Genomic DNA, 22,781 nt, shown 5'->3' on the forward strand with positions numbered 1-22,781 from the left:
ACATGAACCATCCCGGTCTGCAAACCGCCATGGCCGACTGCGGCCTGATCGCCATCCTGCGCGGCATCAAACCTGCCGAAGCGGAGCCCATCGGCCTTGAACTCTATCGCGCAGGCTTCCGCCTGATCGAAGTGCCGCTGAATTCGCCCGACCCGTTGGACAGCATCCGCGCGATGCGCGCGGCGCTGCCTACCGATTGCCTGATCGGTGCGGGCACCGTGCTGAACCCCGACGACTGCGCCCGCATCCAGGACGCAGGCGGCGAGTTGATCGTCATGCCGCACAGCGATGCCGCGGTGATCCGCGCCGCCAAGGCGCTGGGCATGGCGTCCTGCCCCGGGGTCGCCACGCCCACTGAAGCCTTCGCCGCGCTGGCCGCCGGCGCCGACGTGCTGAAGATGTTCCCCGCCGAACAGCTGGGCCCCGCCGTACTGAAGGCCTGGCGCGCGGTGATGCGCCCGCCTATTGCGCTGGTGCCCGTCGGCGGCATCACGCCCGACAACCTTTCCATTTACGCCCAGGCGGGCGCCAGTGGCTTCGGCCTGGGCTCCGCCTTGTACAAACCCGGCCTGTCGGCCACCGAAGTCGGCCAGAACGCGCGCGCATTCATTGCGGCCTGGCAACGCGCCTATCCCGTCCAGGAGACCCAAGCATGAAGATCACCAAGCTCACCACCTACATCGTGCCGCCCCGGTGGTGCTTCCTGAAAATCGAAACGGACGAGGGCATCGTCGGCTGGGGCGAACCCGTCGTCGAAGGCCGCGCCCATTCGGTGGCCGCCGCCGTTGAAGAACTGTCCGACTACCTGATCGGCAAAGACCCGCGCAACATCGAAGACCACTGGACGGTGCTGTACCGCGGCGGCTTCTACCGCGGCGGCGCCATCCACATGAGCGCGCTGGCCGGCATCGACCAGGCGCTGTGGGACATCAAGGGCAAGCACCTGGGCGTGCCGGTGTCGCAATTGCTGGGCGGCAACGTCCGCGACCGCATCCGGGTGTACTCGTGGATCGGTGGCGACCGGCCGGCCGACACCGCGGCCGCCGCCAAGAGCGCCGTGGACCGCGGGTTCACCGCCGTGAAGATGAACGGCACCGAAGAACTGCAATACATCGACTCGTTCGACAAGGTCGAGAAGTGCCTGGAGAACGTCGCCGCCGTGCGCGATGCCGTCGGCCCCAACGTGGGCATCGGCGTGGACTTCCACGGCCGCGTGCACAAGCCCATGGCCAAGGTCCTGATGAAAGAGCTGGACCCGTTCAAGCTGATGTTCATCGAAGAGCCTGTGCTTAGCGAACACTACGAAGCGCTGAAGGAACTGGCGCCGCTGACGTCGACGCCGATCGCGCTGGGCGAACGCCTGTTTTCCCGCTGGGACTTCAAGCGCGTGCTGTCCGAAGGCTACGTGGACATCATCCAGCCCGATCCCTCGCACGCCGGCGGCATCACCGAAACCCGCAAGATCGCCGCGATGGCCGAGGCCTATGACGTGGCGCTGGCGCTGCACTGCCCGCTGGGCCCGATCGCGCTGGCCACGTGCCTGCAGATCGATGCCGGTTGCTACAACGCCTTCATCCAGGAACAGAGCCTGGGCATCCACTACAACGCCGCCAACGACCTGCTGGACTACGTCAGCAACCGCGAAGTCTTCGCCTACGAAGACGGCATGGTCGCGATTCCGCAGGGCCCGGGCCTGGGCATCGAGGTCAACGAGGAATACGTGAAGGAACGCGCCGCCGTGGGCCACCGCTGGCGCAACCCGATCTGGCGCCATGCCGACGGCAGCTTCGCCGAGTGGTAACCGGATAAAAAGAGAGGAGACACCCTTGTCCACCGCCACCCACGCGGGCCTGCAAAGCGCCCAGCGGCCCACCCGCAGCCGCTACCTCATCATGGTGATGCTGTTCATCACCGTCGTCATCAACTATCTGGACCGCAGCAACCTGTCCATCGCCGCGCCCGCCCTCAAGGACGAGTTCGGCCTGGACACGGTGCATGAAGGCCTGATCCTGTCCGCCTTCGGCTGGACCTACGCCGCCATGCAGATCCCCGGCGGCTGGCTGGTCGACCGCGTGTCGCCCCGCGTGCTGTATGCCGCCGCGCTGATCCTGTGGTCGGCGGCCACGTTCTTCATGGGATTCGCCGGCAGCTTCGTCATCCTGTTCGTGCTGCGCCTGGCCGTCGGCGCGCTGGAAGCCCCGGCCTACCCCATCAACAACCGCGTGGTCACGACCTGGTTCCCCGAAAAGGAACGCGCCACCGCCATTGGCTTCTACACGTCCGGCCAGTTCGTCGGCCTGGCGTTCCTGACGCCCGTGCTGGCCTGGCTGCAGCACCACTACGGCTGGCACATGGTGTTTGTCAGCACCGGGTTGCTGGGCATTGTCTGGGGCGTGCTGTGGTACCTGATCTACCGCGAACCGCGCCAGTTCAAGGGCACGAACGCCGCCGAGATCGAACTGATCCAGCAAGGCGGCGGCGTGGTCGACCTGGACCGCAACGCCCGCGCCAAGAAGGCCCCCTTCGACTGGAACGACCTGGCGCTGGTCATGACCAAGCGCAAGCTGTGGGGCGTGTACCTGGGCCAGTTCTGCCTGACCTCCACGCTGTGGTTTTTCCTGACGTGGTTCCCGACGTACCTGGTGAAGTACCGAGGCATGGATTTCATCAAGTCCGGCTTCCTGGCATCGGTGCCGTTCCTGGCGGCGTTCGTCGGCGTGCTGTGCTCGGGCGTGCTGTCCGACTTCCTGATCCGGCGCGGCGCCACCGTGGGCTTGGCGCGCAAGTTGCCGATCATCCTGGGCCTGTTGATCTCGACGTCGATGATCGGCGCCAACTTCACTGACTCCACGCCGTGGGTCATCTTCTTCCTGGCCGTGGCCTTCTTCGGCAACGGACTGGCGTCGATCACGTGGTCGCTGGTGTCGACGCTGGCGCCCGTGCGGCTGTTGGGCCTGACGGGCGGCGTCTTCAACTTTGTCGGCAACCTGTCGTCGATCTGCACCCCCATCGTCATCGGCTTCCTGGTGTCGAAAGACAGCTTCGCGCCGGCGATCGTGTATGTATCGTCGCTGGCCTTGCTGGGCGCGCTGTCGTACATCCTGCTGGTCGGGAAAGTGGAGCGGATCGAGGCCTGACCCCGCCCTGCCGCCGTTTCCCTCTGAAGTGGGCGCCCGCAAGGGTGCCCATTTTTTTTGCGTTTTGGCCGGTGACATGCGTTGCGATTCGGCATGGCATTGTCGGGCCCTTCTGTTTTATTGTTATGATATAACGTATCAATAACGACACTTGAACCCAGGAAGGACCCGCCGTGCTCGAAGCCATCGGCCTGACCAAACGCTACGGCGACCAGATCGCGCTGCATCCGCTGGATCTGCGCATCGAGCCGGGCGAGATCTATTGCCTGCTCGGCGCCAACGGCGCGGGCAAGACCACCACGATCAACCTGTTCCTGAACTTCATCCAGCCCGACGGCGGGCAGGCGCTGATCCATGGCCTGGACGTGGTGCGCGAGCCCCTGGCCACCAAACAGCACGTGGCGTATATCCCGGAACAGGTGAACCTCTACGGCACGCTGACGGGGTTGGAGAACCTGCGCTACTTCGCCGCGTTGGCCTTGGGGCACGCCCCGCCGCGCGACCGCCTGATGGCGCTGCTGGACGAAGTGGGGCTGGACGCCGCCGCGGCGGACAAGCGCGTCGCGGCGTATTCCAAAGGCATGCGCCAGAAGGTCTGGATCGCGGTGGCGCTGGCCAAGAACGCCCGCGCCCTGCTGCTGGATGAGCCGACGTCCGGCCTGGACCCGTCGGCAGCCGCCGAGTTCACCCGGCTGCTGCAGCGAGCCAGCGAATCCGGCGTGGCGATCCTGGCCACTACCCACGATCTGTTCCACGCCCGGCAAACCGCGACTCGCGTCGGCATCATGAAGCGCGGCCGCCTGGTCGACAGCCTGGACAGCCGGCAGATCGGCGCCACGGACCTGCAGGCCCTGTACCTGGACCACATGAGGGTCGACGCATGATCCTGCTGATCGCGATCAAGGATCTGCGCGAACGCCTGCGCGACGGCAGGCTGTACTGGGCGGGCGGCATCGTTGCCTTGCTGCTGCTGACGGCGCTGGCCGTGGGCTATTCGCACCAGCAGGAGGCGCGCGCCGAGCAGGCCGCCGCGCAAAATGCCGACTACCGCGACTGGCTGCGTCAGGGCGCACGCCACCCGCACGACGCGGCGCACCAGGGCATGCACGTTTTCAAGCCCGAAGCCGTACTGTCATTGCTGGACCCCGGCATCAATCCGTACATCGGCAGCACCGTGTGGCTCCAGGCCCATCGCCAAAGCGAAGTGAAGTTCCGGCCCGCACAGGACGCCACGGGGCTGCAGCGCTTTGGCGACCTGTCGGCCGCCTGGATCCTGCAGGCGCTGGGACCGCTGCTGGTCATCGTATTGGGATTCAACGCCTTTTCGGGTGAGCGCGAACAGGGCATCCTGCGCCAGACGCTTAGCCTGGGCGTTGCCCCGTGGCGCCTGTTATGGGGCAAGGCGGCGGCGCTGGGCATGAGTCTGGGGCTGTTGCTGGCGCCCGCGGCGCTGATCGCGGCAGGCGCCGTCTGGATCGCCGGCGGCCGTGCCGACGCGCTGTTCCGGTTCGCCGCGCTGGCATCCGGTTATGCACTGTATCTGGCGGCCTTCGTCTTCATCACCCTGGGCGTGTCGGCGGCCGCGCGTTCGTCCCGCATCGCCATCACCCTTTTGCTGGCCATCTGGATCGCCAATACCGTCGTGGCGCCCCGCGTGATGGCCGAGCTATCGCGCGCGCTGTACCCCAGCCCGACACGGCTGGAATTCAACCAGGCGTTGAACGCCGACCTGAAGGCCACGTCCGACCGCGTGTGGATGCAGGCGTTCGGCACCACCGAACGCTGGAGCCGCGACGTGCCGCTGAACCAATGGGGCCTGGCCCTGAAGCTGGACGACCAGTCCAGCTACGCCGTCTACGACCGCCATTTCGGCGGCTTGTGGGATACGTGGGAACGGCAACAGACAGTGCAGGAAGGGGCGGGATGGCTGATGCCCATGCTGGCCATTCGCGCCTTCTCGGCCGCCATGGCGGGGACGGATTTCGCGCATCACCGGAACTTCACCGTGGCGGCCGAACAGCAGCGGCGCGTCATCCAGGACATCGTCAGCGAAGACCTGGTGCAGCACGCCGACACGCAAGACCACGCGCACTTTTCGTATCAGGCCGACCCCGAACTCTGGGCGCGCGTGCCTGAATTCCAGTACCAGACGCCGACCGCCGGCTGGGCGCTGCGGCGCGGCGCCATGGGCCTGCTGATGCTCTGCGCCGGCCTGCTGCTGAGCATCGCCTTCGCGTGGCGCGCCGTGGCCCGGCAGCAACCCCTGTAGGAGCTTTTCCCGGTGCACGCTTTCCAGTTTCCCCGCTTCAGGCTGATCGTCCGGCACGAGCTGCGCCTGATGGCCAAAGAACGTCTGCTATGGATCGCCGGCGGCCTGTTCCTGCTGCTGGTCGGCTATGCCGTCTTCAACGGTTTGCTGCAGACGTCCCTGCGCGACAACGCGCAGGCGGCGCTGGCAAACGCCGATGCCCAGACGCGTAGCGCACAGCTTGCGCAACTGCAACGCATCATGGCGGGCGAAGAAACGCCGACGCCGTTCGGCAACCCCGCCAGCCCCGCCAACATGGGCGGCGGCCTGGGCGCGCACTACGCCATCATGCCCAGCGTGGCCATGGCGCCCGTGGCGCTGGGGCAGACCGATCTGTTCCCGTCCCAGTTTCGGGTGACCTATCAAAGCAAGGTCAACTTCATCCACAACAACGACATCGAAAACCCCTGGCACCTGCTCAGCGGCCACTTCGACCTGGCGTTCGTGGTGGTCTATCTGCTGCCGCTGCTGATTTTCGCGTTGGGCTACAACCTGCTGTCCGGCGAAAAGGAAGACGGCACGCTGCGGCTACTGCTGTCGCAACCGCTTGCCTTGGCCACGCTGATCGCAGGCAAGATCGCGGTGCGCGCGGGCGTGCTGCTGGGCGCGGCGGTGCTGACGCCCCTTGCCGTGCTGCTGCTTGCGCGTCCCCAGGTATTGCAGGCGTCGGACGCCACGCTCTGGTGGGTGCTGCTGGTCGGCGCGTATGCGCTGTTCTGGTTCGCCGTGGTGGTGGCGGTCAACGCCTTCGGGAAATCGTCGGCGGCCAACGCCATGATGCTGATGGTGGCGTGGGTTGCCCTGGTGCTGGTGACGCCCGTGCTGCTGAACATCGCCGCCGCATTCGTCAGCCCCGCGCCGTCGCGCGCCGAATTGGCCACGCGCACGCGGCTGGCTACCGCCCAGGCCATGCATGACAACGCGGCGTTGCTGTCATCAGACTATGAACACATGGACCAGCCCGATGCGCTGATGCCCCGAGACGGCAGCATCCATATCAGCGGCCGTCCGCTGGGACAGGCCCGGGTCGAACGACAGGTGGACGACATCATGGCGACGGAACTGTCGCGCTTCGAGGCGCAGCTCAAGCGCCAGCAAGCGCTGGTGGCGCGCTACAGCGTGTTATCCCCCGCAGCGGTGGCCTATGAAGGCATCACCGCGCTGGCGGGCACCGGGCAGCGCCGGCACGCGCATTTCATGGCGCAGATCGACACCTATCACCAAGCCTGGAAGGCGTTCTTCCTGCCGCGCATCGAACAGGGTCGCGCCATCACCGCAGCGGACTTCTCGGCCATGCCGGCATTTCATTGGCAAGAGGAAGACCGCGCCGCCGTCCGCACGCAAGCACTGCGCGCGCTTTTGCAACTGCTGGCGCCCGCCCTGCTTTTGCTGAGCCTAGCGGCGTGGCGGCTGCGCCGTTACCGCATCGTTTGACGCCCTGCGTTACGCATTACTTATCAAGTCCATCGGGAAAGATCATGAGGAAAGTCGTATCCGCCGCCGCGATTGCGGCCTGCGCGGCCGTGCCTGCCGTTCAAGCGCAAGAGGACGAAAAGGAGCTGCCGGCCATCCGCGTCGAAGCCGCCAGCGAAACAGAAGGGCTGGCGCTGAACGCCAAAAGTGGTACGGCGTCGCGCCTGGGCCTGACGCTGCGGGAAACGCCGGCTTCGGTGGAAATCGTCTCGCAGGACGCGATGCGCCAGCGCGGGGCCAGCACGCTCAGCGAAGCGTTGCGCGGGGTCACCGGCATGGCAGGCGGCGGCCCGCCTTCGTCGCCCACCACGCTGTCTTCGCGCGGTTTCACCGACATCCTCTACCTTTACGACGGCCTGCGCATGTCTGGCGCGGGTTCGACCAATCGCGTCCAGGACACCTGGAACTACGACCGCATCGAAGTGCTAAAGGGCCCGGCGTCCGTGCTTCAAGGCGACAGCGCCATCGGCGGCATCGTCAATTTCCAGACCAAGCGCCCCGACCGCGACAACCCCGGCCGCGAAGCGATGGTGTCTTACGGCAGTTATGGCACCACGCGCACCGGCATCGGCCTGGGCGACAATTTCGGCCAGACCGGCGCCTATCGCATCGACTACAGCCATAACGAGACCCAGGTTGGCACCATCGAGCGCAACACCAACAAGCTGGACCACCTGACCACGGGAGTCGCCTTCGACGTGGCGCCCGCCACCCGCCTGGACCTGTCGTTCGACTATTCCCGCGACACGGGCCATGCCTACTGGGGCACGCCGCTGGTTCCGCGCAGCGTCGCCACGTCGCCCTCCGGCGCGGTCAGCACGCCCGACGGCCGCGTGCTTGACCGCGACCTGGTGCGCAACAACTACAACGTGCTGGACGACAGAAACGAAGCAGAGGCGTACTGGCTGCGAGCCCGCGTCACCCACGACCTGACCTCCGCCTGGAGCCTGCGCAACGAATTCGCGGTGAACAAGGTCGACCGCCTGTGGAAGAACTCGGAATCCGCCGTGTTCCGCGCGCCGTCGTGGGTGGACCGCGACCAGACGACGATCACCCACAATCAGCGCTACCTGATCGACCGCTTCGACGCCACGCACACCGGCCAGGTGGCCGGTTTGCAAAACAAATTCGTGATTGGCGGGGAACTCAGCAAGACCCGGCTGGACAGCGAGCGGCGCTTCTCGAACCGGACCGCGGCCACGGGTGACGCGCTGCGCGTCTCGCTGCGCCAACCGGACGTGGGCTACTACAACGACGATCCCGCGTTGATGAGCGGCCCCGGCAACCGCACCGATTTCTCGACCGACGTGCGCGGCGCGGCGCTGTTCGTCGAAGATTCGCTCAAGCTTGCCGACCCGTGGACCGTCGTGGCCGGCTACCGGTACGACCGCATCCGCGTGGACCGCAGCGTGACCGACTTGAACGCCGGCACGCGCAGCGAATTCGGCACGCGGTATTCCGCCAACTCCGCGCGCCTGGGGACGGTCGTGGACCTGACGCCCTCGTCGTCCGTCTATGCGCAATACACCAATGCCACCCTACCCGTGGGTTCGCTGTTCCTGCTGTCGCAGTCCGATTCGGACTTCCCGCTATCCAAGGGCGAGCAATGGGAATTGGGCTTCAAGCAGAGCCTGGACACGGTGGAATGGACGGCGGCCGTCTATCACATCAAACTGGACAACGTGCTGTCGCGGGATCCCGCCAACGCCGCCCTGACGGTGAACAACGGCAGGCAATCGTCGCGCGGCGTGGAGCTCTCGGCCGACTGGCGCGTGACGCCCCAGCTCACGCTGTCGGGCAATGTCGCCATGTTGAACGCCCGTTACGACTCCCTGATTGAAGGCGATGGCACCTCGCGCATCGGCAACACCCCGCCGAACGTACCCGAACGCATCGTCAACGTGTACGCCAATTACCGCTTCAAGGACGTGCCGATGAACCTCTTCGTTGGCTTGAACCATACTGGCAAAATCTACACCGACCGCGCCAACCAGGTCCGCATTAACGGCTACACCACCGTGGACGCGGCCATCAGCTACCGGATCCGTCCCGCGCTGCTGACCTTCCGCGTGCGCAACCTGACCGACAAGCTGTATGCCTACTACGGCGGACGTGACACCAGCCAGGTCCTGGTGGCGCCCGGACGTACCTACGAGCTTGCCGCATCGTTCGACTTCTAGACAACAAAAAGCCGGCCCCGTCTACATCGGGGCCGGCTGTTGCCATGCAGGAAATCAGCAGCCCTGCATCGCCAGCCTGCGGCGCTGGTTGGCGGCGCGTTGCACCAGCACCAGGGCCAGGCCGGCCGTGGCGATGACCGCGCCGGCGATCGGCACGGCGGCGTAGCCCATGCCCGCGGAGATCACCGCGCCGCCCGCCGCGGCGCCCACCGCGTTGCCCAGGTTGAAGGCGCCCACGTTCACCGACGACGCCAGGCCCGGCGCTTCCGTCGCGGCGCGCATCACGCCCATCTGCAACGGCGGCACCACCGCGAACGTCGCCACGCCGAAGATCAGCAGCGAAACGGCCGCGCCGACCGGCGTGGAGCCGATCCACGGGAACGCCAGCAGGTCGACGATGACAATCACCAGGAACGTGATCAACGTGCCGTCCAGCGAACGATCGGCCATGCGGCCGCCCAGGCCATTGCCCAACGTGAAGCCCAGTCCGATCAGCACCAGCATGCCGGTAATGAAGCCGGGCGACGCGCCGGTGATGTCCGCCAGGGTCGGCGCGATATAGGTGTAGAGCGTGAACATGGCGCCCGCGCCCAACACGGTGGTCAGCAGCGCCAGCAGCACGACGGGGCTCTTCAGCACGGCCAGTTCATGGCGCACGTTGGGACGGCGGCCGGCTTCTCCGGCAGGCAGCGCAAACCACAGAGACAACATGGCGACCAGGCCCAGCACGGCCGTCGCGGCAAACGACATGCGCCAGCCGATCACCTGGCCCAGCCATGTAGCGGCCGGCACCCCGCCCACGTTGGCGATCGTCAGCCCCATGAACATGGTTGCCACCGCGCTCGCCTGCTTGTGGCGCGGCACCACGCTGGCCGCCACCAACGAGCCCAAGCCGAAGAACGCACCGTGGTTCAGGCTGGTGACCAGACGCGCCAGCAGCAGCGTCGTGTAATTCGGGGATAGCGCAGACAGGATGTTGCCGATGGTGAAGATGGCCATCAGCAGGATCAGCGCCTTGCGCCGCGACCAGCGCGAAAACGCCAGCGTCATGAGCGGCGCGCCGACCATGACGCCGATCGCGTAAGCGCTGATCAGCATGCCGGCGCTGGGGATGGACACGTTCACGCCCTCGGCGATGACGGGCAGCAGCCCCATGGGAGAGAACTCGGTCACGCCGATGCCGAACGCACCGACGGCGAGCGCCAACAATGGCAGGCCGGCTTTCACCGGCTGGGTTTCTTGCGGGTTCATGCGGATTCCTCGAGTTCGATCGCGCCGGCAGGGTGTTCCTGGGGCGTGGCCGGCCAGAATTGGCGGGCATATCGGCTAGACAGGCGTGCAGTATGACGGCGAGACCCTTGCGGAAAAAGCCGTCTGACGGGCAAACACTTTTGACTTGGGGTCACGAATCCGGCTAAGTCAGCCCCAGCAACCGTTCCGTCTCGCGCGCCAGGGCCACCAGGCGGGGGCCGATGTCCGCGGCGCGCTCCCGGTAGGGGCCATCGCCGGAAGGCACGCCACAATTGAACACATACAGCAGCGACTGATAGGGACGGCAGAGCGGCGCCGCAAAGCCGAAGGCGTCCGGGCGCCACTGCATGTTGTTGCCGCAATAGCCTTTGCGCTCCAGATCGCGGCCGGCGGTCTCCAGGGTGGGGAAATGTTCCGCGTAGTAGCGCGCGTCGGCCACGCGCAACTGGTTAAGCACGGCGGCCCGCTCGCTGTCCGGCGCCCGGCACAGCCAGGCCTTGCCGGCCGCGCTGGCCAGCAGCGGCAACGACCCGCCGATGTCCGGGCGGGTTTGCAAGGCGTCGTTGGACCTGGCGGTTTCCACGAACACCATTTGCAGCCGGTCGCGCACCACCAGCGACACCGCGCCCCGGGCGTGGTCGGCCAACTGTTTCATCAGCGGCCGTGCCAGTTGGCGGATCTGCATGCTGGCCAGCAACGGGTAGCTCAGCGCCAGCACGGACGCGCCAAGCCGATACCGGGCCGGCGGCCCCGAACGCTGCAAAAAGCCCAGTTCCACCAGCGTGTGCGTCAATCGCGCCACCGCGCTCTTGGACAGGCCGGTCTGTTGCGCGAAATCCCTGTTGGCCAGCTCGGGCCGATCCGCCCGGAAACACGCCAGGATGTCGATGCCATGCGCCAGGGTGGTGGCGAAATCGCGGTCGCGGTCAGGCGCCATCCTGACGCTCCAGCATTTTTTCAACCCGCGCCACCAGGCTCAGCAAACGCGGCGCGATGCGTTGGCGCAAGTCGCGGCCGCGCAGCCGCCGTAGCGGCACGCCGCAATTGAACACAAAGACCTGCCCGTCCACGCGCCGCCGCATCGGCACCGCCACGGCGTGCACATCGGTGTGCCAATCGCCTTCGGCCAGACAGTAACCATGCTGCGCATAATCCCGGCGCGCCAGCTCCCATCCCGCCTCATTGCGTTGCCACGCCGCGGGATCCTGGGCGCGCAACGCATCCAGCAGCGCATCGGCTTCGGCGGCATCGGCCTGCGCCAGCCACGCACGCCCCATGGCGGACTGCAACATGGGCAGCATCGCCCCGATATCCGGCCGGAACGCCACGGCGTCATGGCCGCGGCAGGTCTCCAGGTACACCATGTGCATGCCGTGGTGCATGCCCAGCGACGCCGACCCGCCGGCCGCATTCGCCAGGCGCGTCATCAGCGGGCGCGCCAGCTGCCGCAGCTTGATACTGGCCAGTAGCGGATAGCTGAGCGACAGCAGGGCCGTGCCCAGCCGGTAGCGGCGCAGGCTGCTGTCGTAGCGCAGCAGGCCTCGCTGCACCAGCGTATAGGTCAGCCGTGAAATCGTCGCTTTGGACAGCCCGGTGCGATCCGCCAGTTCGCGGTTGCTTAGCGCCGGTTCGCCATGCCGAAACGTCTGTAGCAAAGACAGGCCGTGCGCCAACGTGGTGGCGAAAGCAGGATCGGGGTGGCGGCCGCCCAAGGGCGTGGTCATGGTCGCTATCCGGTAGTCGGCGCCGCGGCGAATGCGCGGGCCCTTGCCGTCGATGATAGAGCAACACCGCACGCTCCTGCTTGCCGCGCGTTCAAGATAGCAAAACACTTGTCTCGCATTTGGCGGCGCTTTGCTAGCCTGGGTTCCCAGTCGCCCCGGGCCGGTACACCCCGCTCGGCAGGCATGGCACCTAGAAAAACGGAGACACTTCATGATCAGGGACCCCGACGGCTTTCCCGCCTTTCTCGATTCGCTGCGCCGCTTTGTCCGCGAACAGCTGACGCCGCGCGAGGCCGAAGTGGCGCGGTTGGACGAGGTGCCGGACGATCTGGTGCGCGCCATGGCCGCCCAGGGCATGTTCGGCTACTCGATTCCCGAAGCCTACGGCGGCGCAGGCATGAGCACCGAAGAGCTGATCCGCGCCGCGATTGAACTGTCCCAATGCTCCGTGGCGTTCCGCGCCCGGGTCGGCACCAACACCGGCATCGGTTCCGAAGCCCTGGTGGCCGACGGCACCGAACAACAGAAGGCGCACTACCTGCCCCGCATGGCGTCTGGCGAACTCACGGGCTGCTTCGCCCTGACCGAACCGCAGGCCGGGTCGGACGCCACCGCGCTGCGCACGACCGCCGTGCGCGACGGCGACAGCTATGTGCTGAACGGCGAAAAGTGCTTCATCACCAATGCGCCGCTGGCGGGCCTGTTCACCGTCATGGCGCGCACCGACCCGGATGCGCCTGGCGCCCGCGGCATCTCGGCTTTCATCGTGGAACGCGGCACGCCCGGACTGTCCACCGGCCAGCCCTACGACAAGATGGGGCAGGCGGGCTCACCCGTCTCGTCCGTGCATTTCGACGACTGCCGCGTGCCCGCCGCCAATATCATCGGCGGTCAGGAAGGCATGGGCTTCAAGACGGCCATGAAAGTCCTGAACAAGCAACGCATCCATCTGGCCGCGTTGTGCATCGGGCCGGCCATCCGCATGCTGGACGACACCATGCGGTTCGTAGCCCAGCGCCAGCAGTTCGGCAAGCCGCTGATGGACTTTCAATTGATCCAGGCGATGCTGGCCGACTGCCAGACGGAAATCCAGGCCGCGCTGGCGCTGGTGCTGCAAACGGCGCGCGAACGCGACGCCGGCCAGGACGTGACGCTGAACGCCTCGATCTGCAAGTACTTCGCGTCGGAAATGTGCGGCCGCGTGGCGGACCGTTGCGTGCAGATGCATGGCGGCTACGGCTACATCGCCGACCAGGGCATTGAACGCTTCTATCGCGACGTGCGCCTGTTCCGCCTGTACGAAGGCACCAGCCAGATCCATCAACTGACCATCGCCCGCCACACGCTGACCCAGGCGGGCTACGCGCCCGGCCGCTAGGCCCGGGCAAATCCGGGACCGCAGCCAATAGAAGCCGGCGGCCCATCCGGCCCGTTCAACAAAACGGGTCTTGAACCAAAGGAGAGACTGACATGCTGCATAAGCACTTGCCCAAATGGATCGCCGCCACGGCGGCCGCATTGGCATTCGCCGTCGTGGCGCCACAGGCCGCGGCCGCCTACCCCGACAAGCCCGTCCGGCTGATCATCCCGTTTGCCCCGGGCGGTTCCACCGACATCCTTGGGCGTCTGCTGGCCGAAGCGCTGCACCCGATCCTGGGCCAGCCCGTCATCGTCGAAAACAAGCCCGGCGCTGGCGGCAACATCGGCGGCGACTACGTCGCCCGGTCCGCCCCCGACGGCTACACGCTGCTGCTGGCCGCCGCCGGCCCCACGGTCATCAACCCCAGCCTGTACGCCAACATGCCGTTCAACCCGGCCAAGGACCTCACCGCCATCACGTGCATCGAAAAAGAGCACAACCTGATGGTGGTCACGAAGTCCCTGCCCGCCAAGACCCTGCAGGAATTCCTGCAATACGTCCGCGCCAATCCCGGCAAGCTCTCTTTCGGCTCACCGGGCAACGGATCGCCCGCGCAACTGGCCGGCGAACTGCTCAAGCAGAAGGCCGGTTTGCAAGCCGTGCATGTGCCCTACAAAGGCACCGGCCCCGCCATTACGGACCTGGTGGCAGGCCACATCGATTTCATGATCGACAACATGCCCGCGCTGTTGCCGCAGGTGAAGGCGGGCACCATCCGCGCCTTGGCCGTGCCCAGCGACCAGCGCGCCTCCGCGGCGCCCGACGTCCCGACCTTCGACGAAGCCGGCCAACCCGGGTTCGTGGTGATGGCGTGGAAAGGCCTGATGGCGCCGGCCGGCACCCCGCCCGCCGTCGTCGACCGCCTGCACGCCGCCGTCGTCAAAGCCTTGCAGGACCCGCAACTGCGGAAGCGATTCCAGGAATTGGGCGCCGAGCCATTGGGCAGTTCGCCAGCAGAATTCGCCAAGCAGATCGCCGACGAAACCGTGTGGTGGGGCAAGCTGGTGCAGTCCACCGGGACCAAGATCCAATAGCGCTGGACGGAGAACACCATGCAACCCAACCCGCACCCCAGCGGCCACGCCGCGCTGCAAGACCTGTGCGCTCGCGTGCGCCAGTTCGTGGACGACATCGCCATCCCTGCGGAGTCCCCCGCCATTGCCCGCGATGTGGCGGCCTTGGACCGCTGCGTGGCCAGCCTGCGCGACCAAGCCCGCCAGGCCGGCCTGTATGCCCCGCAGTTGCCCGTGGAATGGGGCGGGCTGGGCCTGGGCTGGCACGCCCTGGCCCACGTGCTTGAAGAGGCGGGGCGTGGGTTCCTGGGCCCCGCCGCCCTGAACTGCGCGGCCCCCGACCAGCCCAACATGCTGACCTTGCTGCGCCTGGGCACGCCCGCCCAACAGGAGCGTTATCTGCGGCCCCTGGTCCGCGCGCAACAGCGCGCCTGCTTCGCCATGACCGAACCGGCACCAGGCGCCGGCTCCGACCCGTCCATGCTGCGCACCCGCGCCGAACGGCGCGGCCAGCGATGGGTGCTGAACGGCCACAAGCAGTTCATCAGCGGCGGCGTGGGCGCGGATTTCGCGTTGGTGCTGGCGCAGACGGACGTGGGCGTCACGCTATTCGTCGTTCCCGCCGACACACCGGGCTATCGGGTCGTGCGCGATATCGGCATGGTCACGGGCTATCAGATCGGCGGCCACGCCGAGATCGAACTGGATGGCTGCGACGTGGGCGACGACGCCGTGCTGGGCGAACCCGGCCGGGGCTTGGAATATGCCCAGTTGCGGCTGGAGCCCGCACGCCTGTCGCACTGCATGCGCTACATCGGCCGCAGCCGCCGCGCGCTGGAGACCGCGCAGGCCTATGTCACACAGCGCGAGTCCTTCGGCGCGCGGCTGGCCGATCTGCAGCAGATCCAGGCCATGGTTGCCGACTCGCACATCGACCTGCACGCCAGCCGGCTGATGACGCTGGACTGCGCGCAGCGCATGGATCAAGGGCTGTCCGTGAAACAGCACAGCGCCATGACCAAGGTGTTCGTGTCCGAAGCGGTGAACCGCGTGGCCGACCGCGCCGTGCAAATGATGGGCGCCACGGGACTGTCGGACGACACCCCCGTCGCCATGGTCTGGCAGGAAATGCGCCCTTTCCGCATCTACGACGGCGCCAACGAGCTGCACCGCGCCACGCTGGCGCGCCGCCTGCTGGCGCGCGCCTGACCGCTTTTTGGAGACCCTTATGGCTTCCCTCGAATTCCAGGCATACCGCCTGCATGCCGGCCAGGACGGCGCCGCCCCGCAAGGCCGTTTCGACACGCTGACGGCCGATGCGCTGTCCGCTGGCGACACGTTGATCAAGGTCGCCTACGCCGGCTTGAACTACAAGGACGCGTTGGCCCAGGCCGGACGCGGCAACGTCATCCGCGACTATCCGCGTATCGGCGGCATCGACCTCTCCGGCACCGTGGTCCATTCCGCCGACCCGGCGCTTGCGCCCGGCCAGGAGGTGGTGGTGCACGGCTTCGGCATCGGCGTGGATTGCGACGGCGGCTACGCGGAATATGCGCGCGTGCCGCATGAATGGGTGTTGCCCTTGCCGAACGGCATCAGCTTGCGCGACGCCGCCGTGCTGGGCGCGGCCGGCTACACCGCCGCCTTGTCGCTGCACTGGATGGAACACTGCGGCCTGACGCCCGAACAAGGCGAAGTGCTGGTCACCGGCGCCACCGGCGGCGTGGCGGGCATTGCCATCGACATCCTCAGCCAGCGCGGCTACACGGTCTGCGCCATGTCCGGCAAGCCGGAAGCCGCCGATTACTTGCGGTCGCTGGGCGCCGCGAACGTCGTCGCGCCCCCCGACCTGTCCGGCGCGTTCAAACCGCTGATGAGCGCGCGCTGGGCCGGCGTCATCGATTCCGTCGGCGGCAAGCTGCTGGCCCACGCCCTGGCCTGCGTGCGGCCCGACGGCGTCGTCGCCGCCTTCGGCAACGCGGGCGGCGCGGAACTGCCCGCCTCGGTCATCCCGTTCATCCTGCGCGGCGTCAAGCTGCTGGGCATCAACGCGAACAGTCCGATGCCGCTGCGCCGCGCTCTATGGCAAAAGCTGGCCACCGACTACCGTCCGACGCGCCTTGCGCTGGCCTCGCGCGTAATCGAACCCCGCGACCTGCCGCAGGCCTTGGCCGCCATGCTTGAACGCGGCAGCACCGGCCGCAGCGTCGTGCGCTTTTCCTAAGCGCTTTTCTTAAGCGTCTTTCGTAAGCGCCCTTCTGATCGCGTTTCCTGAATCTTCTTCGCACAGACCATGACCCAGCATTCCGATTCCTCGTTGACCCGCCTGTTCAACCCCGGCAGCATCGCCATCGTGGGCGCATCCGCCACGCCCGGCAAGATCGGCGCCATGCCGGTCACCCTGCTGCGCCAGCATGGCTACGACGGCCGCATCCTGCCCATCAACCCCCGCGCGGAATCCATCCAGGGCCTGGCCGCCGCGCCTGACCTGGCCGCCCTGGACACCGAGGCCGATCTGGTCATCCTGGCCGTGCCGGCGGTGCACGCCGCGCAGGCGCTGGAACGGGCTCGTCCGGGCCAGGTTGGCGGCGCGGTGGTGTTCACGTCGGGCTTCTCGGAAATCGGCGCATCCGGCGCCGCCATGCAAGAGCAGCTATGCGCCATCGCCCGCGAACGCGGCATCCGGTTGCTGGGGCCCAACTGCCTGGGCTTCATGAACATCCGGCGCAACATCTACGCCACGTTCTCGCCCGCCCCCGCCAACGGCACCGTGGCCGCGGGCGGCATCGGCATGGTGTCGCAAAGCGGCGCGTTCGGCGCCTATGCCTATTGCATGGCACGCGACCGCGGCTTAGGGCTGTCGCACTGGATCAGCACCGGCAACGAGGCCGATATCGACGTGGCGGACTGCATCGAATGGCTGGCCCGCGATGACGACACGCGAGTCATCATGACGTACATGGAAGGTTGCCGCGACGGCGACAAGCTGCGCCGCGCCCTATCCGCCGCGCGCGACGCCGGCAAGCCCGTCGTCGTCACCAAGATCGGCCGCACCCAGGCCGGCGCGCAGGCCGCCGCCTCGCACACCGCCGCCCTGGCGGGCGACGACGCCGTCTATGACGCCCTGTTCCGCCAATACGGCGCGGTACGCGCCCGCACCATCGAAGAATTCTTCAACCTGGGCTACGCGCTGGACACCTGGAAGCAACGGCCCCAAGGCAAGCGCCTGGGCATCTTCACGATCTCGGGCGGGGTCGGGGCGCTGATGGCAGACGACGCCGAAGACGCCGGCCTGTCGCTGCCCGAGCCCGCCGCGGATGCCCAAGCCCGACTGCTGGAAAAGGTGCCCTTCGCCAGCGGCCGCAACCCTGTCGATGTCACGGGCCAGGTCGTCTCCGAACCGGGGCTGCTGTTGGCCACCGCCGAAGACATGCTGGCCGACGGCCGCTACGACGCCCTGGCGGTGTTCCTGGCCGCGGCGGGCTCGTCCAACACGCTTTGGCCTACCTTCGAAACCTTCGCCCGGGAAATGCGCGCCCGCCGGCCAGACGTGCCGCTGGCCATCTGCGCGCTGTTCCCACCCGACCGCCGCCGCGAACTCGAACACCTGGGCACGCTGGTTTTCACCGACCCCAGCGCCGCGATCCGGACGATCGGCGCGGTAGCGAGCCTGGCGGATCAGGCAGACGCCGAACGGGATCAAGCCATCCCGGCTGCGGACGCCTCCGCGCCGCGACTGGCGTCCTACAACGAAGTGCAGGCAATGGACGTGCTGCGCCAGGCCGGCCTGCCCGTGCCCGACTGCACGCTGGCCAATGACGCCGACGCCGCCGTGCGCGCCGCCGTCCGGCTTGGCGTCCCGGTCGTGATGAAAGTCGTGTCGCCCGACATCCTGCACAAGAGTGATGTCGGCGGCGTGAAGCTGGCTCTGTCCGGCGACGAAGCCGTGCGCGGCGCTTACACCGCCATCCTGGACAGCGTTCGCATGCATCGCCCCGACGCACGCATCGACGGCGTGCTGGTCGCGCCGATGGCGCAACAAGGCGTGGAGTGCATCGCGGGCGTGCATTGCGACCCCGTGTTCGGACCGGTCGTCATGTTCGGATTGGGCGGTGTCTTCGTGGAAGTACTGAAAGACGTCAGCTTCCGCCTGGCGCCCTTCGGCCGCCAGCAGGCGCTATCGATGATCCGCGAAATCAAGGGCTATGCGCTGCTGCAAGGCGCGCGCGGCACGCCACCCTGCGATATCGATGCGCTGGCCGACGCGCTGGTCGCGCTGTCCCGCTTCGCCTATTCGCGACGCCACGACTTCAGCTCGGCCGAGATCAACCCGTTGCTGGCCTTGCCCGCGGGCCAAGGCGCGCTGGCCCTGGACGCGGTGCTTATTCCCACCGTTTAGCGTGTTTGCGGGTGTTCGATGTGCGCCACCGGCCCAGGCGTTCGATCAGCGTGCGTTCTGTGCCGGCGGCGACTTGTTCCAGCAGCGATGATTGCACCTGAGCCAATGCTTCAAGTTTATGTCCCCTTCGAGGACAAAGGCCGCTATTTATTACCGATCGGGATTTTTTGGCAGTCTGACGATCAGTTTTAGGAAAAAAGTACCGAGCGGTAATGTTGGCATCGCGGCAACAAAAAAGGGCACCTCCCAGGTGCCCTTTTCTTCACCACGCGTACCGTTTACTTCAGCAGCAGCGCGTTCAACCGTTTCACGAAAGCCGCCGGATCCGCGATCTGCGCGCCTTCGGCCAGCAGGGCCTGGTCCAGCAGCAGACGTGCCCATTGGTCGAACTCGCCGTCTTCCGCCGCGCGAATGCGCGCCAGCAGCGGGTGTTCCGGGTTGATTTCAAGCACCGGCTTCACGTTCGGCGCTTCCTGGCCGGCGGCCTTCAGCATACGCAGCAGGTGCGGGCTGAGTTCATTCTGGCCCACCACCACGCACGCCGGCGAATCCACCAGACGCAAGGTCACGCGCACTTCCTTGACCTGGTCTTCCAGCGTCTTCTGCAGACGCTCGACCAAGGGCTTGAAGTCCTCGGCCACTTCGGCCTGGTGCTTCTTTTCTTCTTCGTCGGCCAGCTCGGCCAGGTCCAGGCCGCCCTTAGCGACCGACACCAGCGACTTGCCATCGAATTCGCGCAGGTAGGACAGCATCCATTCGTCCACGCGGTCCGACAGCAGCAGCACTTCGATGCCCTTCTTGCGGAAGATCTCCAGATGCGGACTGTTGCTGGCCGCGGCGAACGTATCCGCCGTCACGTAGTAGATCTTGTCCTGGCCTTCCTTCATGCGCGACACGTAGTCGGCGAACGACACCGTCTGCGCCTGATCGCCCGAATGCGTGGACGCAAAACGCATCAGCTTGGCGATACGTTCCAGGTTGGCCGAGTCTTCGCCCGCGCCTTCCTTCAGGACCTGGCCGAATTCCGACCAGAACGTGGCGTAGTCTTCCTCCTTGTTCTCGGCCAGGTCTTCCAGCAACGACAGGATGCGCTTGGCCGACCCTTCGCGGATCGCGCGCACATCACGGCTTTCCTGCAGGATTTCACGCGACACGTTCAGCGGCAGGTCGGCGGAATCGATCACGCCGCGCACAAAGCGCAAGTACGACGGCAACAGCTGGTCGGCGTCGTCCATGATGAAAACACGCTTCACGTACAGCTTCACGCCATGGCGGCCGTCGCGGTCCCACATGTCCATCGGGGCATGCTTCGGCACATACAGCAGCTGCGTATATTCGCTACGGCCTTCCACACGGTTGTGCGTCCAGGCCAACGGATCGTCGTAGTCGTGCGACACCGTCTTGTAGAACTCGCGGTACTGCTCTTCCGTCACGTCCGACTTGCTGCGGGCCCACAGCGCGTTCGCCTGGTTCACCGTTTCCAGTTCGTCGGTCTTGACCTGTTCGCCCTTCTCTTGATCCCACTCTTCCTTGGCCATGCGGATCGGCAAGGAGATGTGGTCGGAATAGCGGCGAAGAATCTCGCGCAGCTTCCAGCCGTTCAGCAATTCGTCTTCATCGGCGCGCAGGTGCAGCGTCACGTCGGTGCCGCGCGTGGACTTCTCGGCGGCGGCAATCGTGAATTCGCCCTGGCCGTCCGATTCCCACTGGATTGCGTCCGTGGCGCCAGCGCGGCGGCTGACCACCGTGACCTTGTCGGCCACGATGAACGACGAATAGAAGCCGACGCCAAACTGGCCGATCAGCTGCGCGTCCTTCTGCTTGTCGCCCGTCAGCTGGGAAAAGAACTCCCGCGTGCCGGAACGCGCGATCGTGCCCAGGTTGGCCACGGCCTCGTCACGCGACAGGCCGATGCCGTTGTCCGAAATCGTGATCGTGCGAGCGGCCTTGTCGTAGCTGACCGTGATAGCCAGTTCGCCATTGCCTTCCAGCAGCTCGGGCTGGTCGATGGCTTCAAAGCGCAGCTTGTCGCAAGCGTCCGATGCGTTCGACACCAGCTCGCGCAGGAAAATTTCCTTGTTGCTGTACAGCGAATGGATCATCAGGTGCAGCAGCTGCTTCACCTCGGCCTGGAACCCCAGGGTTTCGGACGTGGAAGACGTGGCGGTTTGGCTCATAGTTTTACGTGAAGGTCGAAAAAATTAGGGACAAATTACGGGAACATCCCGGGGCGGCAATCGCGCCTGGCATCCCGGAGACCCTACTGATGTGGGGGCTATCAGGCACTTTTCAAGACGGGTCAAAACCAGGACAGGAACCCCCGATACCGGACCGTCGCTTCAAGCACCTTGTCGCTGGCCGGCACCACCAGCTTTCCCCCCCGGATCAGCTTGCGGATATCGTCCATCCGGATATCCAGGGTCTGCTGCGACCGCAGCAGGAAATCCGCCGTTTCGCGGTCCATGATCTGGTAAATGGGGCTGAAGACCAGTTGGCTGCTGCCCGTCTGATCCAGGTAGTACCGCTGGTCGCCGTTTTGCCAGACCGAACCGAACTGGTGATACACATCGCCCAGTTTTTTCCATTCGCCGGTCGGTGCGTCCTTCATGCGCTTGATCAGCGTCGAGCGGGAAACCAGCCCACCGCCGCCGCGGGACGAGCCCCAAGATTCCGCCCCCTTCAAAAACAGCACCTGCTTGCCGTCCCAGAACACGAAAGGCGACAGCGCGGTAAAGCCGCCGGAGGCGAACGGGTCGTCGCCGGCCCGCTCCATCCGCCGTTTTTCGTTGTTATAGAAGTAGATACCGTCCCGGCCGGTGAACAGCGCCTGCTTCAGATGCTGGCCGTGCTCGCTAAGCAGCCGATACGGCGCATGCGCCGTATCAAAGCTCTGCGTGCCCACGTACACCATGCCGTCGCGCGGATCATAGAGATAGGGCTGGCGATCCAGGTCCCCCACCCCGAACGCGCGAAGCCCCGGATCGTCCGACACAGGCAGCAACGCCTCGTGGAAATAGACATGGCGCCCATCGGCGAAGAAATCATCGCTTAGCCGTTCCCCACCGTCACGGGACTGGGGCAACCGCCGTATGGTGCCCGCGTTCGCCTGCGGCAATTCGTTGCCACGGTAGAACACCTTGGTGCCGTCAGTGGCCAGATCGCGGTCCAACACGGGCCGGTACGGCTGCGTGCTGGCCGGCAACGCGGTAAAGGGATACACGTAGTTCTGCGGCTTGGCGCCGCGCCCCATCCCGAAAAGAACCGTCTGCCAGACCTCTTTCACGGCGCCCAGCTCGTCGTTCACCACCGAGAACAGCGAGCAGTAATAGGTGGTTGACCCATCGCTGAAATAGCTGTTGCCCAGGTACTGCGTGGACGCCGGCTTCATGCCGGGCAATATCCGGTTGCCGCAATACACATTGCGGGTGTCTTTCCCCGCCTGGCGTCCATCAAAGACCGGCGTATCGAACTGCTGAAAACTTGCCGGGTCCGCCTCGTCCACCGGGTAATAGCCGTTGCTGGGCACGGCGGCGTAAATAACGCCCTGGTAGCGCTTATAGATACTGGACCGATAGGACTCGCCCTTATCGGCGGCCGCGTAGGGATCGCCGTCCAGCACGAATAGCAGCAGGGACATCGGTAAACCCGCGATGACCAAGGCCAAGACAATCCCGATCCATCTAGTGCGTTTCTGCATCACGGCTTCTGCATCGCAATTCGGCACGGCGGGCGCCCGGCGGCATGAGGTTGGCGGCAAAGGTTGTGGCGGCACAGATTCTATCAAGCAGGCCTGCCCCGGGGCTCCCGCGCGAGCTTTACCCGGGCGGACCCGGGGCTTCCCCGCTAAAATCCCGCACTTTCCCTCCTACCCCCACC

Annotated in this window: 17 protein-coding genes; 12 read left to right on the forward strand and 5 right to left on the reverse strand. The window is 66.2% G+C overall.

Annotation, left to right across the window (positions count from 1 at the left end; all coding sequences use genetic code 11):
- Positions 1 to 2 precede the first annotated feature (2 nt).
- The 7 genes from CQ050_RS12280 (at position 3) to CQ050_RS12310 (ending at position 9,098) form a co-directional block, all read left to right on the forward strand.
- The gene (locus CQ050_RS12280) at positions 3 to 656 is read left to right on the forward strand and encodes a 2-dehydro-3-deoxy-6-phosphogalactonate aldolase (protein WP_105557094.1); all 654 of its coding nucleotides are present in this window, start codon (positions 3 to 5) and stop codon (positions 654 to 656) included.
- Entirely contained in the window at positions 653 to 1,801 is a 1,149-nt protein-coding gene (dgoD, locus tag CQ050_RS12285; RefSeq protein WP_105557095.1) for a galactonate dehydratase, read from the forward strand. The genes CQ050_RS12280 and dgoD overlap by 4 nt, the downstream gene beginning before the upstream one ends.
- Before the next feature lie 25 nt (positions 1,802 to 1,826).
- Positions 1,827 to 3,137 (forward strand): MFS transporter, encoded by a 1,311-nt coding sequence (locus tag CQ050_RS12290; protein WP_088590806.1) that lies wholly within the window; start codon positions 1,827 to 1,829, stop codon positions 3,135 to 3,137.
- 173 nt (positions 3,138 to 3,310) lie between these two features.
- Positions 3,311 to 4,021 (forward strand): ABC transporter ATP-binding protein, encoded by a 711-nt coding sequence (locus CQ050_RS12295; protein ID WP_105557096.1) that lies wholly within the window; start codon positions 3,311 to 3,313, stop codon positions 4,019 to 4,021.
- The gene (locus tag CQ050_RS12300) at positions 4,018 to 5,406 is read left to right on the forward strand and encodes an ABC transporter permease subunit (RefSeq protein ID WP_105557097.1); all 1,389 of its coding nucleotides are present in this window, start codon (positions 4,018 to 4,020) and stop codon (positions 5,404 to 5,406) included. The genes CQ050_RS12295 and CQ050_RS12300 overlap by 4 nt, the downstream gene beginning before the upstream one ends.
- Before the next feature lie 12 nt (positions 5,407 to 5,418).
- Positions 5,419 to 6,879, forward strand: a complete 1,461-nt coding sequence (locus CQ050_RS12305) for a DUF3526 domain-containing protein (RefSeq protein ID WP_105557098.1) — start codon at positions 5,419 to 5,421, stop codon at positions 6,877 to 6,879.
- Positions 6,880 to 6,923: 44 nt separating this feature from the next.
- Positions 6,924 to 9,098: a TonB-dependent siderophore receptor gene (locus CQ050_RS12310; protein WP_105557099.1), complete on the forward strand. Its 2,175-nt coding sequence runs from the start codon at positions 6,924 to 6,926 to the stop codon at positions 9,096 to 9,098.
- A gap of 54 nt (positions 9,099 to 9,152) precedes the next feature.
- Here CQ050_RS12310 and CQ050_RS12315 read toward each other — a convergent pair whose 3' ends face one another.
- From CQ050_RS12315 to CQ050_RS12325, 3 genes are all read right to left on the reverse strand, one after another.
- Entirely contained in the window at positions 9,153 to 10,349 is a 1,197-nt protein-coding gene (locus CQ050_RS12315) for an MFS transporter (RefSeq protein WP_105557100.1), read from the reverse strand.
- Positions 10,350 to 10,512: 163 nt separating this feature from the next.
- Positions 10,513 to 11,286, reverse strand: a complete 774-nt coding sequence (locus CQ050_RS12320; protein ID WP_105557101.1) for an IclR family transcriptional regulator — start codon at positions 11,284 to 11,286, stop codon at positions 10,513 to 10,515.
- Positions 11,276 to 12,073, reverse strand: a complete 798-nt coding sequence (locus CQ050_RS12325) for an IclR family transcriptional regulator (protein ID WP_105557102.1) — start codon at positions 12,071 to 12,073, stop codon at positions 11,276 to 11,278. Before CQ050_RS12325 ends, CQ050_RS12320 begins: the two co-directional genes overlap by 11 nt.
- Before the next feature lie 211 nt (positions 12,074 to 12,284).
- Between CQ050_RS12325 and CQ050_RS12330 the strand changes: the two genes are divergently transcribed.
- The 5 genes from CQ050_RS12330 to CQ050_RS12350 all read left to right on the forward strand — a co-directional run bounded on the left by CQ050_RS12330 (position 12,285) and on the right by CQ050_RS12350 (position 18,905).
- Positions 12,285 to 13,451 (forward strand): acyl-CoA dehydrogenase family protein, encoded by a 1,167-nt coding sequence (locus CQ050_RS12330; RefSeq protein WP_105557103.1) that lies wholly within the window; start codon positions 12,285 to 12,287, stop codon positions 13,449 to 13,451.
- Between the two features lie 92 nt (positions 13,452 to 13,543).
- Positions 13,544 to 14,527: a tripartite tricarboxylate transporter substrate binding protein gene (locus CQ050_RS12335; RefSeq protein WP_105557104.1), complete on the forward strand. Its 984-nt coding sequence runs from the start codon at positions 13,544 to 13,546 to the stop codon at positions 14,525 to 14,527.
- An 18-nt stretch (positions 14,528 to 14,545) separates the two neighbouring features.
- Positions 14,546 to 15,715, forward strand: coding sequence for an acyl-CoA dehydrogenase family protein (locus CQ050_RS12340; RefSeq protein WP_105557105.1), 1,170 nt, complete (start codon positions 14,546 to 14,548; stop codon positions 15,713 to 15,715).
- Between the two features lie 19 nt (positions 15,716 to 15,734).
- Entirely contained in the window at positions 15,735 to 16,730 is a 996-nt protein-coding gene (locus tag CQ050_RS12345) for an acryloyl-CoA reductase (RefSeq protein WP_105557106.1), read from the forward strand.
- A gap of 69 nt (positions 16,731 to 16,799) precedes the next feature.
- Positions 16,800 to 18,905, forward strand: a complete 2,106-nt coding sequence (locus tag CQ050_RS12350) for an acetate--CoA ligase family protein (protein ID WP_105557107.1) — start codon at positions 16,800 to 16,802, stop codon at positions 18,903 to 18,905.
- 278 nt (positions 18,906 to 19,183) lie between these two features.
- Here CQ050_RS12350 and htpG read toward each other — a convergent pair whose 3' ends face one another.
- Positions 19,184 to 21,082 (reverse strand): molecular chaperone HtpG, encoded by a 1,899-nt coding sequence (gene htpG, locus CQ050_RS12355; protein ID WP_105557108.1) that lies wholly within the window; start codon positions 21,080 to 21,082, stop codon positions 19,184 to 19,186.
- A 122-nt stretch (positions 21,083 to 21,204) separates the two neighbouring features.
- A complete protein-coding gene (locus tag CQ050_RS12360; protein WP_233213991.1) occupies positions 21,205 to 22,542 on the reverse strand; it encodes a DKNYY domain-containing protein in 1,338 nt (445 codons plus the stop codon).
- Positions 22,543 to 22,781: the final 239 nt, after the last annotated feature.

Source organism: Achromobacter sp. MYb9 (genome assembly GCF_002975275.1).
Taxonomy (GTDB): Bacteria; Pseudomonadota; Gammaproteobacteria; order Burkholderiales; family Burkholderiaceae_B; genus Achromobacter.

Coding starts and splice junctions, on each gene's coding strand:
- CQ050_RS12280 (WP_105557094.1), top strand. CDS start 3: ATGAACCATCCCGGTCTGCAAACCGCCATGGCCGACTGCGGCCTGATC.
- dgoD (WP_105557095.1), top strand. CDS start 653: ATGAAGATCACCAAGCTCACCACCTACATCGTGCCGCCCCGGTGGTGC.
- CQ050_RS12300 (WP_105557097.1), top strand. CDS start 4,018: ATGATCCTGCTGATCGCGATCAAGGATCTGCGCGAACGCCTGCGCGAC.
- CQ050_RS12310 (WP_105557099.1), top strand. CDS start 6,924: ATGAGGAAAGTCGTATCCGCCGCCGCGATTGCGGCCTGCGCGGCCGTG.
- CQ050_RS12315 (WP_105557100.1), bottom strand. CDS start 10,349: ATGAACCCGCAAGAAACCCAGCCGGTGAAAGCCGGCCTGCCATTGTTG.
- CQ050_RS12320 (WP_105557101.1), bottom strand. CDS start 11,286: ATGGCGCCTGACCGCGACCGCGATTTCGCCACCACCCTGGCGCATGGC.
- CQ050_RS12325 (WP_105557102.1), bottom strand. CDS start 12,073: ATGACCACGCCCTTGGGCGGCCGCCACCCCGATCCTGCTTTCGCCACC.
- CQ050_RS12330 (WP_105557103.1), top strand. CDS start 12,285: ATGATCAGGGACCCCGACGGCTTTCCCGCCTTTCTCGATTCGCTGCGC.
- CQ050_RS12335 (WP_105557104.1), top strand. CDS start 13,544: ATGCTGCATAAGCACTTGCCCAAATGGATCGCCGCCACGGCGGCCGCA.
- CQ050_RS12340 (WP_105557105.1), top strand. CDS start 14,546: ATGCAACCCAACCCGCACCCCAGCGGCCACGCCGCGCTGCAAGACCTG.
- CQ050_RS12345 (WP_105557106.1), top strand. CDS start 15,735: ATGGCTTCCCTCGAATTCCAGGCATACCGCCTGCATGCCGGCCAGGAC.
- CQ050_RS12350 (WP_105557107.1), top strand. CDS start 16,800: ATGACCCAGCATTCCGATTCCTCGTTGACCCGCCTGTTCAACCCCGGC.
- htpG (WP_105557108.1), bottom strand. CDS start 21,082: ATGAGCCAAACCGCCACGTCTTCCACGTCCGAAACCCTGGGGTTCCAG.
- CQ050_RS12360 (WP_233213991.1), bottom strand. CDS start 22,542: ATGTCCCTGCTGCTATTCGTGCTGGACGGCGATCCCTACGCGGCCGCC.